Raw genomic sequence first — 12,374 nt, forward strand, 5'->3', positions numbered from 1 at the left:
GCTACCTACCAAACGGAAGGCTAGCTTTTTCACGCTGCTGCCAAAGTAGTTTGGCTTCTTCTATGGCGTCGTTTACCTCAATACTGCGTAGCAAAACGAGGTAACTTGCCAACGAGCTAATAATAGCTTGCTCACCGTAATCGCTTTCTGCTTTGCCATGCCACACCTCTAGCATATCGCCCACGGCCATGGCCTTATCTTTTAGCGCCCAGCGCTTGGCAATAACAGGGAGAACATATTCATCGGTCTTGCCACCACGGGTAACAAATAACTCTGTTTCCCGCTCGCCATTTACTTCAGGATCGCCGCCGTCACCGCGAAAACACAGTGCATCTATATTGTCGTAGTTTTCGTTCACTCGGCAATGTTTATGATCAAGGTGCATGTGATACACCCCTTGCACACAATACTTGGCGCCAGTGGGGTTTAGCAACCGAGCCAGCGTATTGGCACAAGAGCGCAATCCAAACACCTCTCGCAGTTTAATAATATGGTCTAGCGCAGGCAGCAGACACGAAAGGTCGAGGTAAGTCACCAAATGTTCATCCATCTGGGATTTAGCTTGTGTCACTGTATTCATTGCTGGCAAACCTAGCGTTGGCAACACCGTGCTTGCATATAATCGCCCCGAACCAGGCTCATGGGCGCCGTGCAACATAACTCGCGTACCTTTTTTTACCAGCACCGCCACGGCGAGTAAGTACCACGGAAGTTGTCGTCGCTTTCCTGCATAGCAACCAATATCTAGCACAGGGGCTAGTGTTTGCACCTCGGGCTCAATAAGCTCTCGACAAGCATCCACAAAGCCGATTACTTCTTCGGGCGTTTCTTCTCGGGTACGTAGCAACATTAAAAAGGCACCACGTTGATCGCCGGTAACCTTATTGGCAAGCACCATTTTCATGGCGTGGTACGCCTCTTCGCGCGTTAGGCTTCGACCGCCCCGCTGGCCTTTTCCAATAATTTTTATGTAGTCACTAAATGGAAGCTGCATGGTGTGTTAGGAACGCTTTTTATTAAGTCATTAATGCTATTCACTCTATCATTTTTAAGAAAATAAGGGGAAATAAACCTGCGTTCAGTAACTCATTAATTTCGCCCTCTCGCTTAGTAAGTAAAAGCCTCCTAAGCGCACCTTAGAGTTTAATCTCGCTCATGTTCGCGCTTATGTAGACGTTGAAATTCATACTTATATTCACACCTGCAAAAGTGCGTTTGCATAGATACGTTTACATTGCTAACTATAAGAAGCTTGCCACGCTCTTGCCTTTTACCCCCATTGTTGGATGATTCAGCGGTATAGAATTTTCCTAATCATTACTGGTATAAAAACAAAAATAAGGAATTTGCGATGTCTAATTGCTTACATCTTGCTATCCCTGCAGGCGACTTAGAAAAAGCCAAGGTATTTTATTGTGACGTATTGGGCTGTAAAACGGGTAACAGTGAGGACGGGCACTGGATTGACATTGATTTTTGGGGCAATGAACTCACGTTGCATGAAAGTACCGAACGGTTACCTTCAGTACGTCATGAAGTAGACATGGGTACGGTTTCAGTACCGCATTTTGGTGTTCATATGAGTGAAGATGAGTTTCAAGCGTTGAAGAAGCGTATTGAATCGGCTGGTTTACAGTATTTAGATAAACCCTACCGCCGCTTTAAAGATACAGAGTTCGAACAAGAAACGTTTTTCATCGAAGATCCTAACGGCAATGTACTAGAAATGAAAACGATGACTAACCCTGAAGTTTTGTTTCGCACTACCAAATAAAGCGCTCACACGTAACGTGCCAGCGTATTGCTCGCTGGCACGTTTATTTTAGTACTTAGGTTGTTGTTAACCGCAATGTATAAGAAGAAAACCTAGCCGAAGAAGTTGAAGCATATCTTGTTACCGTCAAAGTCTCTCACGTAAGCCGCATAAAACTTTCCCGGTACTCGTTGTCCTGGCGCGCCATCGCATGTTGCCCCAAGAGACAGTGCTTTTTCATGCATTTTATCTACTTTCTGCTTATTGCCTGGTGCAATTGCAAACATATTGCCGTTGCCCGGTGAAGGCTCTTTCTCATCCCACGGAATACACACGGCAACCATTGGCTCTTTCATCGATTTACCAATGTATTTAATCCGGTCCATATTCACTAACCGCTTAACGCCAAAATCTTCCAGTAGTGACTCGTAGAATGAGGCTGATTTTTCTATATCGCTCACGCCCAAGGTTACGTAATTAATCATCAAGCATTCCCCAAAAATTAGGTTAGAAGTAGGTTAGAAGTAGGTTAAAAGTAATTTGAAATTTACTGTGTGATAAAACCTACGGCAGGCGATACGAAATAGCTCAGTGAGGAATATTTAATAAAAAACCGCACTAGTATGCACTAGTGCGGTTTTGTGTTTTTCATGTCGCTCTTAGGTCCCTGCTTGCAAACACCTTGCGCTAAGACACTAGACGACCATTTTAATAGAAAGCCTTAGGCAAGCTTATCGGTAGCAACGCGATAACGAGGGTCTTCGTTAACGTTAATTTCTACAAACTTATCGGCTTTACGCAGCAAGCTGCGACACTCGTCGCTGATATGACGTATATGCAGCTTCTTGCCCTGCTCAAGGTATTTATCTGCAAGCGTATCTAGGGCATCGATACCCGACGAATCCCAAATACGAGACTCTCTAAAGTCGATAACCACATCTTCTGGATCGTTGGCAATATCAAACAAATCTCTAAAATGAGTTACCGAGCCAAAGAACAGCGGCCCTTCTAACTCATATACCTTCCAGTTGTCATCGTCGATATGCGATTTCACGGCAATATGGCGTGCGTGCTTCCAGGCGAATACAAGGGCAGATACGATAACACCAACAACGACGGCAATGGCTAGGTCGGCAATAACAGTAACGCCAGTTACCAAGAAGAGTACAAACGCATCTTCTTTGTTAACACCACGCACAATGCGGAACGATGCCCATTCAAACGTCGCAATAACCACCACGAACATAACGCCAACCAGTGCGGCTAATGGAATCATTTCAATAAGTGGTGCTGCAAAAAGAATGAAGCCAAGCAGTACAAGTGCAGCGCTTATTCCTGATAACCGACCACGGCCGCCAGAATTGATATTGATCATACTCTGACCAATCATGGCGCAACCACCCATACCACCAAAGAAACCGTTAACAGTGTTAGCAACGCCTTGCCCAACACACTCTTTATTGCCGCGACCACGGGTATCGGTCATTTCATCAATAAGCGATAGGGTAAGCAGCGATTCAATAAGACCAACCAAGCATAAAATAATAGATGTTGGCAGCACAATCATTACCGTTTCCCAAGTGAAAGGCACCATTGGAATCGCAAAGGTTGGCAACTCACCCGCCAAGGTGGCGCTGTCTTTTTGATCAGCCGGTAGTAAATCTCTTACAAAGTCGATAACCGTGCGCGCTTCTAAATCTAATCCGTGTACTAAAGCGGTAACCGTTACAATTGCTACCAACGACGCAGGTACCGCCTTGGTAAGCTTTGGCAGTAAATAGATAATTGCCATGGTAAGGCCCACAAGACCTAGCATCCAGTACAGCATTGAACCCTGCATCCACTGCAGTTCGCCAAGTGAATTGACTATTTTAAATTGTCCTAGCTGCGCTAAGAATATAACGATAGCAAGCCCGTTAACAAAACCTAGCATAACCGGGTATGGCACCAAACGGATAAACTTACCGAGCTTAAACACGCCGCAGAGTATTTGCAGCAGTCCCGCTAAGATGACGGCCGCAAACAGGTATTGCACCCCATGCTGCGCCACAAGTGCCACCATCACAACGGCCATGGCCCCTGTTGCACCTGAAATCATGCCTGGGCGACCGCCAATGGCAGAAGTAATCAAGCCCATCATAAATGCAGCGTATAGACCAATCATAGGTTCTACACCTGCAACAAATGCAAAGGCTACGGCTTCAGGAACTAGCGCTAAGGCGACAGTAATTCCCGAAAGCACGTCATTTTTTACGTTGCTATCTTTACTGGTTATTAAATCGAACATGTTTTCTCAGAATATAAAGCGTGTTAAACAAAAAGCCCCATTGGCTAAAAGGGCTTACTGGAGAATTGTTGTCGATTCTATCACCATTGCAGCTTAAAATCTTTTAATAGAATGTTAACCATGCAGGCGTGTTGACACGTATTGAAAGCTTATCTGCTAATCATACAGCTAGACCAAACTTTGGACATACTGGCGATATTATTTGTTTAGGCAGCCGAAAGAATCGACCAAACCACTAATATAAGAGCTGGCATAAAATCTGACAATCTGACATAAAAGCTGACACAGGCGCTATGACATGGCATCGTATCGGGCAAAATTAGCTGCTTATCCTTAATTAATTTCTTATCGCTCAAATCCTTTGTAGTCTGTCGGCTAGTAAACTGCGCAAGAGAAATACACAGCAGTGTTTGTTTAATATCAATATCAACAAGAATATCAATTAGGAGTTATTGTGGTCCCGTACATCCTTACTATTTTATGTGTGCTCGTAGCAGGCGCAATCCATTGGGTTTCGCCAAAGGCGTATTGGAAAGCGACTTTTATGTCTACCGCCGTTATTTTACTTTTCTCTGTAGCAGCACTATTTATATTTAAAGCGTCGGGAATGCTTGTGAGTGAAAAAACAGGCGCTAACGCCGACTTTTCCGGGCAGCTTTTAACAATCAACATACTAGTGGCTTTTTTCGGATTTCTGATTTCGTTGTTTGTCGGATGGTTTCTACGCGTAGTGAGAAATTAAAGAGATAAATTAAGACTTCACTGTAAGCGTTGGCCAAATCTCACACCAGCGCTTGTTTTGAATCCGCTTATTAAATACGTCTGGCCGCGGGTACTTCGGGTTTATACTTATGGTGCCTGCAAAATTAGCCTGTAAACCAAAGGGCGCGAGTATCTCAAACGGCCCTGCGGTTTCAAACGACGAGCGTAAGCGAGCACTGGCACTGGCACTAGCACTAGCACTGGCACTGGCACTGGCACTGGCACTGGCACTGGCAGGTAAAGCTACGCTGTCTGCGGTTGATAACGCTATAGCCACACAGGTTTCTTTCTCAATCCAGTATGAAATAGCCTCTTCGCAGTTTTTATAAGGCGCATGTCCGTGCAGTACATGCATACGCGACTGATTTTTTACCTGCCACTTAACCTGCGGTAATACCTCATTTAACTGCATTTCATAGAAGGTGTCTTTGGCGCGATGTGTGTTGTTTGCATCAAAATAGATAACGTCAACGTCGTTTAACGGCGTGGGTGTGCTCTTGTTGTGTAAAAAATCCCAAATAGCGTTACGAAGAAAACCTGCACCTAGGTAACCTTGTGGCAACGCGAGTTGTTGAAGCGCATGTAAGCACGACATGCGCTGAGAGTCTGCCTGTATAATTTCGCAAACGCGCTGATAAAGTTTAAGGCGTTCGACATTGCGCAAAGGGTCTTGCATTGACCTTACTGGCGTTTTGATTGCTGTGGCTCACTATTGTGAATATGCAGCTTTTGCTTCCATTTAATAGTGTAAAGGCATAGCGCCACAACACTGCCACCAGCAAACCAACCTCCAATCACGTCGCTCGGCCAATGAACCCCTAGCATCACTCGAGATAACCCTATGCAAAACACCAATAATGCTGCAGTTGAGTATATCCATGTGCTGACCGCCTTTTGGCCAGAGAAATGGCAAATAAGGTAAGCAAGGTAGAAGTACACCAAGGTAGACAGGGTTGCATGAGCAGACGGGAAACTGTGGGTATACACATCCACATCGTGCTGACTAACCGGTGGACGAGGTCTCGCGATCCCCGCTTTAAGGGCAAAGGCAACAAATAGCCCCAACGCTACTGCCAACACAAAGGTATACGCCTTATTGCGCTGGTTGTGCATGGCGAGGCCAACCGTAACGGTAATAGCCACAAAAAGCAGCACAATATTACTGCCAAGCGCGGTAACATCTCTTAATGCATCTGATACCCATTTAGGCGTTGAAGCATCCAGTCTAAGGGCTTGAAATAATGCTTCGTCCATCGGCTGCGCAACACCTAAATGTACAAATAGCATAACCAATACAAAGCAGGTTCCAAGAAGCAGAACCTGAACTGAAGGGGTTTTAAGCATATTGATATAGTGACCAACTTCACTGTTTTGTTTCATGACTAACATCCATTTGTTGCATTTTATTTCACTATCTGTGTTTTATATCACAAGGAAGTGCCGACCTAGTCGTGCTTACTTCCGCCAAGGCACTTAGGTGATGACAAAGGCTCCCCTCCCCTTTTTACCCACTCTTCAGGGGTATAAGTGTGAAGCGCCAACGCGTGAACAGGCCCCTCTAAGGCCGGTGCTGCCAATGCGTTTATTTGTCTATGTCTGCCAATTAAACGCTGGCCTTCAAAGGCTTCACTCACTACCGTTACTTTGAAATGACTTTGCGCTCCCTCGGGCACATTATGCATAAAGCTTTCATCAACGACCTCTAAGTAGCTTGGCGCAATAGCATCCGTGATGACTGTTTCTAGGAAATCTTTTACTTGCATACCGCTTACTTGCATATCGTCTACCTGCATATCTTTTACCTCAATCTCTTTTATTCGCGTGGCTGGCGAACCCATTGAAATTTTTAAGGTGAATTCGCGACTATTAATCGTCTGAAAGTGAGGTTTATTCTACCACCTATCGGTTTAACCGTCTTCGAAATGCCGTGTAAATAATGGCTTTGTGTAGCCCCAGCCATAACCAAAAGACTGCCGTGTTCGAGCAAGTGCGTATAGCGCGCCTTCGTTTCTTTATGCTTAAACACAAAAGGACGCGCCTCTCCCAACGTTACAGAACCAATAACGGGGTTTGGCCCAAGCTCGGGTTCATCATCAGCGTGCAGGCTCATGCTGTCTTGACCGTGTCGGTACCAATTGGCAAGGACACTATTAAAGCGGCTGCCGCATGCTGCGCTACAACAATCCCGTATATCAGCTAAGGTTGATGTCCACGGGTTAGGCACCATGGTCAGCCCTGAATAGGTATAGGTGCACTGTGGGTCGCCATGCCAGCTCTGTAACCGGGGGATGGGAATAGATTTACCAAACATGCGCAATGAGTCTTGTCTCCACGGCAGTTCGCTTTGCAGGTTATCGAAATACGTATCGGCAGTAGATTGACTGAAAAAGCGAGGATAATACACAACATCCCCCTCAGGCAGTGGCAGGCGTTGAGGCGCCTGCTTTTGTTGCTCGGGCGCTCCCTGTTCAGGTTTTAGCTTATCAGGTTGATTAAAAAGTGAATATTGCATGTCTTCGCCTAAGTCGCTCTCTTATCCGATTTTATTGGGTATAGCTTTGTTGAGCATAATTTTTTCTTTGCCAAGGTTATTTACGCGCATTGCACCAATCTGATCATGCTCTTTTTGCTCGCGAAATGTTACCCTACGCCCATTGCTAACTCCAAAGCACGCCAAGGCATGACACACGTCATCGCTGTTGCCGTCAGAATTTTCTCTAATGAATACAGAATTTATCTTTGCAGACCGAAACTTGTCTCTAATTCGCTATCCTGAAAAGCATCAACATGTGAGCTTACAGGCATGGGACAGCGCCGATGAGTTGCTCATCGACCATGTAGAATCACTGCTCAACGACAATGTGGTCTCTACAGACACTGCCCAGTCTCAGCTTATGATTTTTAATGATGACTTTGGTGCATTGGGGTGCTGGTTTGAGCATTTGAATCCGCTTTGGGTATCAGACTCTTACATATCTCGACGCTCTTTGCTGGAAAACTTAGGGCGTAATGCAATAAGCGCAGAGACATCGGTAACAGAAACGGCCCCCGTCAATACAATGACCAGTGTGGACAGCTTAACGTTTTCTCCGCAAGCAGCACCGGCTATTGTGGTACTGAAGGTACCAAGAGCACTTGCGCTTTTAGAGCAGCAGCTTATTGATTTGAAGCGTTATATATCTGCTGACACACAAGTGATTGCCGGCGGCAAAGCAAAAGCTATTACCAAATCGGTACTGGGATTGTTTGAAAAGTACATCGGCCCCACCACCACCTCTCTGGCAAAGAAAAAGTCGCGACTGGTGTTTTCTCGTCCCGACCTTACCCTTCCATCGTACCCGTCGCCCTACCCAACTCGATGGGAATGCAAGGGAACCACAGGCGCCAAAATGACGTTAGACAACGAAGCAAACGTGTTTTCACGTCAGTCATTAGATATTGGTGCCCGTATTATGATGAAACACATGACGGTGAGCAGCAATGATACGGTTGTCGATGTGGGATGTGGTAACGGCGTTTTGGGTATTAACGCGCTGACACTTGCCCCAGACTGCAAGGTCATTTTTACCGATGAATCTTACATGGCATTGGAAAGTGCACGTTTAAATGTGTTGACTAACCACCCAGATAAAATAGACCAATGCACCTTTATTGCTACCAACTGCTTGGAAGGCCTTCTTAACGAGCCGAACACGCCGGCGGTCACGAAGGTGTTGTGTAATCCTCCTTTTCATCAACAAAATGTGATCACCGACCACATTGCATGGCAAATGTTTACCGACTCTCGCGATTTATTAGTACGAGGCGGACATCTTGTTGTGGTAGGAAATCGTCACTTGGATTACCACATAAAATTGAAAAAACTGTTTGGTGGTGTTGATATACTGTCAAACGATAAAAAGTTCGTTATTTTTAGCGTCGCTAAACAGTAAGATTATTTGAAGGATTTACTATGCTAAAGAAGATAAACAACATTCTTTCTAGCCTATTAATGGTGTGTGTTTTTTTGAGTGTTAGCCCCCTTGTTGCTGCGAAAAAAGACGATGGCTCTCAAATACAGCCTGACAACTATTATCCTCGCGTAAAAATTGAAACCACCATGGGTGATATTGTGGTGGAGTTAGATAGAAGACGCGCTCCTATTACCGCGAATAACTTTTTGCGCTATGTAGACAAGCAGGCTTACAACGACACTATTTTTCACCGCATTGTACCGGGATTTGTGGTGCAAGGTGGCGGCTACACCTCTGATTTCAACGGTAAGTCGAACTTTCCCGATATATTTAACGAATCGGGCAATGGGCTTACTAACGACTTACATACCATTGCACTGGCACGTCAAAACGGCCCTCACACCGCTAACCGTCAATTCTTCTTTAACGTCAATGACAATGAAAGTCTGAACCCTGGACGGGACTGGGGCTATGCGGTGTTTGGCTTAATCGTAGAAGGGTCAGATGTCGTTGATGCAATGTCTGAAGTGGAAACCGAGTATTCAATTCGCTTAAACGCGAACAACGTTCCCATTGAGCCCATCGTGATCAAAAAAGTCACTGTGCTTCCACCGCTGTAGTCACACTTTTGCATTAAACGCGCTGCATTAAACACGCTGCTTTAACCGTGTCTGTAGCCGGTTTGCAGTAGTCTTTAAAATACATATGCCACCGCTTTGGTTATGCAACTTTCCAAGGCTGGTGGCGTGTGAAGCGTTAATTATCAAAGTGCCATCAAAGCCCCGTCAAATTCCCGTAAAGACGTTATTCATTAGATACACGCCAATTGATAGACACACCAAGCCTAACGTGACCATCGGTATCATCATTGTCGCAACAACTTTTGCCGTTTCTTTACTCGTATCGTTTTTCTGTTTAGTCATGTCTTAGCCCTCACGAAGTAGGCCTTAATTATACGTGATCACGACCTGTAGCCTTAAGCGCTAAACCGCTGATTTTGAGACAATAATTTTTAACTTTTGTTTATGAAATGTTAAAGGTAATCGGCTAGTTTTTCTGACAAGTGCTCATTACTGCCATAAAGCCTACGGAAAAGTTGTTATTTTATTAATTGCCCATAAATCTGACAGATGAAAACGACGTCACTCAAAAACAGCATATTAATCACCGCATTCGCCGTGGGGTTTATTTGGTGCTTTAAAGCTTTTGAACTCAACTTCAACGTCGACCTAAGTTGGCTCGGAGTTTATCCTTTAGCGCTGCATGGTTTGGTTGGAATTATAACAGCGCCCCTCATACACGGCTCATTAGAGCACATTTTCAACAATACATTGCCCACGTTAGTCCTTGGCTCATTTCTCATCTATGGTTACCCAAAAACACGTTGGCGTGTGTTAATAACAGTGTGGTTACTATCTGGTATTGGTGTGTGGTTGTTTGGACGCGAAAGCTATCATATTGGCGCTAGCGGTTTAACTCATGGTGTATTTTTTTATTTATTCGTGGTGAGTATATTCCGCAGAGATAAACGTTCAGTCGTGCTTATGATGGTTGCTTTTTTCATGTACGGTGGAATGACGATGAGCATATTTCCCCGCCAAGAAGGGATTTCTTTCGAATACCATTTATTCGGTGCTTTAGCTGGTGTTCTTTGTGCCTGTTTATGGCATTCGCTAGATCCAAAACCGACAGTTAAGGCATATTCTTGGGAAGTAGAAACTAAATCGGAAGACCCTATTATCGGTGATCAGTGGCGTCTTGATGGACAAGCTGAAGACAATGAGGGGAATATAAAAACTGTGCCGAATGAAAAGGAAAACATGAATGACCAACGTTAAGCCTAATGCATTTGAATTACTGCTAAGAGTTCGATATGCCGAATGCGACCCTCAAAATGTTGTTTTTAACGCACGATATGCTGACTACGCGGATTTAGCCGCCACTGAGTTTATGCGAGCGCTAATAGGTGGGTATCAAGCATTAACAAACCAAGGCTTAGATAATCAAGTCGTCAATCTCAATATATCATGGCAAAACTCAGCAAAATTCGACGACATTTTGTGCTTGTCGGTGCATGTAAGCAAAGTTGGCAATACATCTTTTACGATACAAATTGACATGCTGAATTGGCAAACTAACCACGCTGTAGCATCAGCTGAAATTGTCTATGTGATGGTCGATTCACTGACATTTGAAAAGAAACCCGTGCCCCATGAATTTAAAGCAACGTTATTGAAAGGGGCCCCAGGAAAAACGATCAACCTGGCAGGCATTGAGCTTTAGTTTTGACGCTTCAACATTAGCTTATCTCCCAGCGCCCTAAAGCGACAGCCAGTAAAGCGCCTGAACAGGGAATGACTTATCAAAATACCATCCTTGTTTTTCATACCCTAATTTCGTCAGCAGAGCCTGGGAGCGCGTGTTATCTGGGTGAGTCATTCCCGTGAGAAAGCGATAACCTTGATTTCTTGCCCAGTGAATCACGAGTTCACAGGCTTCTTGGCAAATGCCTCGTCCTCGCGCTTCTGGCAGCAGGGCAAAACCTAAATCCGGGCAGGTGAATGCAAAGCGATTAAACAGCCCGCAGACTCCTAAAGGAAGCCCAGTCTCGCTGTCCTCGATAGCCAGCAGTCCGTAGCCCCATTCTTTGCATTGGGCATTAGTACGGGCAATATAGTCGCAGGCATCTTCAAGTGAATCGACTCCGCGACTTCCAATGAACTTTACCCACTGAGGATCTTGCTGCAGTGCTAACACCCACTCTTTATCGTCAAAGCTGAGCGCCCGCAACCGAACCCGTGTTCCCTGAAACCCTGTATTCATCTTAATGACGCCCTAACCGTTTATTACAGGAAAGAAGTTAAGATAGTAGATTATTCGATAAGATGGTGTCTATTTTGTCTTGTATGGTCTTATCTACGTTGGCAGCCCGTGGATATTTAGGCAACGCTCTGTCGTTAACACGAGGGTGATCCCACAGTGAGGTATGCGTCACAAAATCCGTGGCGGCCTTTTCGCCTGCGTGCTCTAAGCATCCGGCTAAACAAGTATCAACATAAGTTTGGCTTACCGGGAACTGATCATTCGCAGGGCTACAGTGCAATGTCTCACATACCCATAATGTCCGACCGCTGAGGGCTTCATAAAGGGCTGTTTCGCTATTTATGTCCATTGTAGCGTCGAAGGCAATTTGCTGTGGCGACACTTGCGTAAATCGATAATCTTTTTCTCGCTCTTGCAGCGCTGGATTGAGCTGAGCGGGGATCAGTTGCGCATTCAGCTTTTTAGCGGCGTTTTTGATTGCCCCAACGTAGGTTTGCTGCTCTTGAATACTTCTTGTTACCCAGGCACGCTCGAACCCATCTACCATTACAGGAATGCCGTAGGTTTTTATACCCGAAAAGCGCTCTCTGCTGTCGCGGCTTAACAAACTTCCATAGCCAAGAACGATATGAGACTCATCGAGCCCGTTTAAATAATTAACAATGTCATGTGCAGAGGGTGCATCAGCGTTGTTCACACTATCTCCTGTATGATTTTATGATGTGGCTATTAATAACAGAATTTACTCGTTCGCAATTTAAGTTTACAGCCTCATAGCCCAACATGCATGCTCTGA

At 45.1% G+C, this 12,374-nt stretch carries 16 protein-coding genes; 6 read left to right on the forward strand and 10 right to left on the reverse strand.

What is annotated here, in order from left to right:
- Window position 1 precedes the first annotated feature (1 nt).
- The gene (locus tag AC27HD_RS07080; protein WP_032095701.1) at window positions 2-994 is read right to left on the reverse strand and encodes a glycosyl transferase family protein; all 993 of its coding nucleotides are present in this window, start codon (window positions 992-994) and stop codon (window positions 2-4) included.
- A 357-nt stretch (window positions 995-1,351) separates the two neighbouring features.
- Between AC27HD_RS07080 and AC27HD_RS07085 the strand changes: the two genes are divergently transcribed.
- Window positions 1,352-1,774, forward strand: coding sequence for a VOC family protein (locus tag AC27HD_RS07085; RefSeq protein ID WP_032095700.1), 423 nt, complete (start codon window positions 1,352-1,354; stop codon window positions 1,772-1,774).
- A 92-nt stretch (window positions 1,775-1,866) separates the two neighbouring features.
- Here the strand turns inward: AC27HD_RS07085 and AC27HD_RS07090 are convergent, their stop codons facing one another.
- Window positions 1,867-2,238: a VOC family protein gene (locus AC27HD_RS07090; protein ID WP_487104634.1), complete on the reverse strand. Its 372-nt coding sequence runs from the start codon at window positions 2,236-2,238 to the stop codon at window positions 1,867-1,869.
- A 236-nt stretch (window positions 2,239-2,474) separates the two neighbouring features.
- Window positions 2,475-4,040: a SulP family inorganic anion transporter gene (locus AC27HD_RS07095; protein WP_032095698.1), complete on the reverse strand. Its 1,566-nt coding sequence runs from the start codon at window positions 4,038-4,040 to the stop codon at window positions 2,475-2,477.
- 454 nt (window positions 4,041-4,494) lie between these two features.
- Here AC27HD_RS07095 and AC27HD_RS07100 point away from each other — a divergent pair, with 454 nt between their 5' ends.
- Window positions 4,495-4,782: a hypothetical protein gene (locus AC27HD_RS07100; protein WP_032095697.1), complete on the forward strand. Its 288-nt coding sequence runs from the start codon at window positions 4,495-4,497 to the stop codon at window positions 4,780-4,782.
- A 9-nt stretch (window positions 4,783-4,791) separates the two neighbouring features.
- Here AC27HD_RS07100 and AC27HD_RS07105 read toward each other — a convergent pair whose 3' ends face one another.
- From AC27HD_RS07105 to AC27HD_RS07120, 4 genes are all read right to left on the reverse strand, one after another.
- Window positions 4,792-5,478: a nucleotidyltransferase family protein gene (locus tag AC27HD_RS07105; RefSeq protein WP_487104636.1), complete on the reverse strand. Its 687-nt coding sequence runs from the start codon at window positions 5,476-5,478 to the stop codon at window positions 4,792-4,794.
- Window positions 5,479-5,483: 5 nt separating this feature from the next.
- Window positions 5,484-6,182, reverse strand: a complete 699-nt coding sequence (locus tag AC27HD_RS07110; RefSeq protein WP_487104638.1) for a phosphatase PAP2 family protein — start codon at window positions 6,180-6,182, stop codon at window positions 5,484-5,486.
- 65 nt (window positions 6,183-6,247) lie between these two features.
- Window positions 6,248-6,565, reverse strand: coding sequence for a BolA family protein (locus tag AC27HD_RS07115; protein WP_487104716.1), 318 nt, complete (start codon window positions 6,563-6,565; stop codon window positions 6,248-6,250).
- An 83-nt stretch (window positions 6,566-6,648) separates the two neighbouring features.
- Window positions 6,649-7,314, reverse strand: coding sequence for an alpha-ketoglutarate-dependent dioxygenase AlkB family protein (locus AC27HD_RS07120; RefSeq protein ID WP_487104640.1), 666 nt, complete (start codon window positions 7,312-7,314; stop codon window positions 6,649-6,651).
- A 208-nt stretch (window positions 7,315-7,522) separates the two neighbouring features.
- On the opposite strand from AC27HD_RS07120, the gene AC27HD_RS07125 reads away from it, so the two are divergent.
- Both AC27HD_RS07125 and AC27HD_RS07130 read left to right on the forward strand, forming a co-directional pair.
- Complete coding sequence (locus tag AC27HD_RS07125) at window positions 7,523-8,734, forward strand: methyltransferase (protein ID WP_487104642.1); 1,212 nt, start codon at window positions 7,523-7,525, stop codon at window positions 8,732-8,734.
- Between the two features lie 59 nt (window positions 8,735-8,793).
- Complete coding sequence (locus AC27HD_RS07130; protein ID WP_487104718.1) at window positions 8,794-9,375, forward strand: peptidylprolyl isomerase; 582 nt, start codon at window positions 8,794-8,796, stop codon at window positions 9,373-9,375.
- 165 nt (window positions 9,376-9,540) lie between these two features.
- Here AC27HD_RS07130 and AC27HD_RS07135 read toward each other — a convergent pair whose 3' ends face one another.
- Entirely contained in the window at window positions 9,541-9,678 is a 138-nt protein-coding gene (locus AC27HD_RS07135) for a hypothetical protein (protein ID WP_487104644.1), read from the reverse strand.
- Between the two features lie 207 nt (window positions 9,679-9,885).
- On the opposite strand from AC27HD_RS07135, the gene AC27HD_RS07140 reads away from it, so the two are divergent.
- Both AC27HD_RS07140 and AC27HD_RS07145 read left to right on the forward strand, forming a co-directional pair.
- Window positions 9,886-10,593, forward strand: a complete 708-nt coding sequence (locus AC27HD_RS07140) for a rhomboid family intramembrane serine protease (RefSeq protein ID WP_487104646.1) — start codon at window positions 9,886-9,888, stop codon at window positions 10,591-10,593.
- Window positions 10,580-11,038: an acyl-CoA thioesterase gene (locus AC27HD_RS07145; RefSeq protein WP_487104648.1), complete on the forward strand. Its 459-nt coding sequence runs from the start codon at window positions 10,580-10,582 to the stop codon at window positions 11,036-11,038. The genes AC27HD_RS07140 and AC27HD_RS07145 overlap by 14 nt, the downstream gene beginning before the upstream one ends.
- A 36-nt stretch (window positions 11,039-11,074) precedes the next feature.
- Here AC27HD_RS07145 and AC27HD_RS07150 read toward each other — a convergent pair whose 3' ends face one another.
- Window positions 11,075-11,578: a GNAT family N-acetyltransferase gene (locus tag AC27HD_RS07150; RefSeq protein WP_487104650.1), complete on the reverse strand. Its 504-nt coding sequence runs from the start codon at window positions 11,576-11,578 to the stop codon at window positions 11,075-11,077.
- 37 nt (window positions 11,579-11,615) lie between these two features.
- Window positions 11,616-12,275 carry a gamma-glutamylcyclotransferase gene (locus tag AC27HD_RS07155; protein WP_487104652.1) on the reverse strand — a complete coding sequence of 220 codons (660 nt, stop codon included), beginning with the start codon at window positions 12,273-12,275 and terminating at the stop codon, window positions 11,616-11,618.
- Window positions 12,276-12,374 lie beyond the last annotated feature (99 nt).

The sequence above is a fragment of the Alteromonas sp. 4NS20-0143 genome (assembly GCF_057542855.1).

Excerpts from the sequence above, each read along its gene's own strand:
- AC27HD_RS07105 (WP_487104636.1), bottom strand. The coding sequence starts at position 5,478 with ATGCAAGACCCTTTGCGCAATGTCGAACGCCTTAAACTTTATCAGCGC.
- AC27HD_RS07145 (WP_487104648.1), top strand. The coding sequence starts at position 10,580 with ATGACCAACGTTAAGCCTAATGCATTTGAATTACTGCTAAGAGTTCGA.
- AC27HD_RS07130 (WP_487104718.1), top strand. The coding sequence starts at position 8,794 with ATGGTGTGTGTTTTTTTGAGTGTTAGCCCCCTTGTTGCTGCGAAAAAA.
- AC27HD_RS07080 (WP_032095701.1), bottom strand. The coding sequence starts at position 994 with ATGCAGCTTCCATTTAGTGACTACATAAAAATTATTGGAAAAGGCCAG.
- AC27HD_RS07095 (WP_032095698.1), bottom strand. The coding sequence starts at position 4,040 with ATGTTCGATTTAATAACCAGTAAAGATAGCAACGTAAAAAATGACGTG.
- AC27HD_RS07110 (WP_487104638.1), bottom strand. The coding sequence starts at position 6,182 with ATGAAACAAAACAGTGAAGTTGGTCACTATATCAATATGCTTAAAACC.
- AC27HD_RS07085 (WP_032095700.1), top strand. The coding sequence starts at position 1,352 with ATGTCTAATTGCTTACATCTTGCTATCCCTGCAGGCGACTTAGAAAAA.
- AC27HD_RS07140 (WP_487104646.1), top strand. The coding sequence starts at position 9,886 with ATGAAAACGACGTCACTCAAAAACAGCATATTAATCACCGCATTCGCC.
- AC27HD_RS07150 (WP_487104650.1), bottom strand. The coding sequence starts at position 11,578 with ATGAATACAGGGTTTCAGGGAACACGGGTTCGGTTGCGGGCGCTCAGC.
- AC27HD_RS07090 (WP_487104634.1), bottom strand. The coding sequence starts at position 2,238 with ATGATTAATTACGTAACCTTGGGCGTGAGCGATATAGAAAAATCAGCC.
- AC27HD_RS07125 (WP_487104642.1), top strand. The coding sequence starts at position 7,523 with ATGAATACAGAATTTATCTTTGCAGACCGAAACTTGTCTCTAATTCGC.
- AC27HD_RS07115 (WP_487104716.1), bottom strand. The coding sequence starts at position 6,565 with ATGCAAGTAAAAGATTTCCTAGAAACAGTCATCACGGATGCTATTGCG.
- AC27HD_RS07120 (WP_487104640.1), bottom strand. The coding sequence starts at position 7,314 with ATGCAATATTCACTTTTTAATCAACCTGATAAGCTAAAACCTGAACAG.
- AC27HD_RS07135 (WP_487104644.1), bottom strand. The coding sequence starts at position 9,678 with ATGACTAAACAGAAAAACGATACGAGTAAAGAAACGGCAAAAGTTGTT.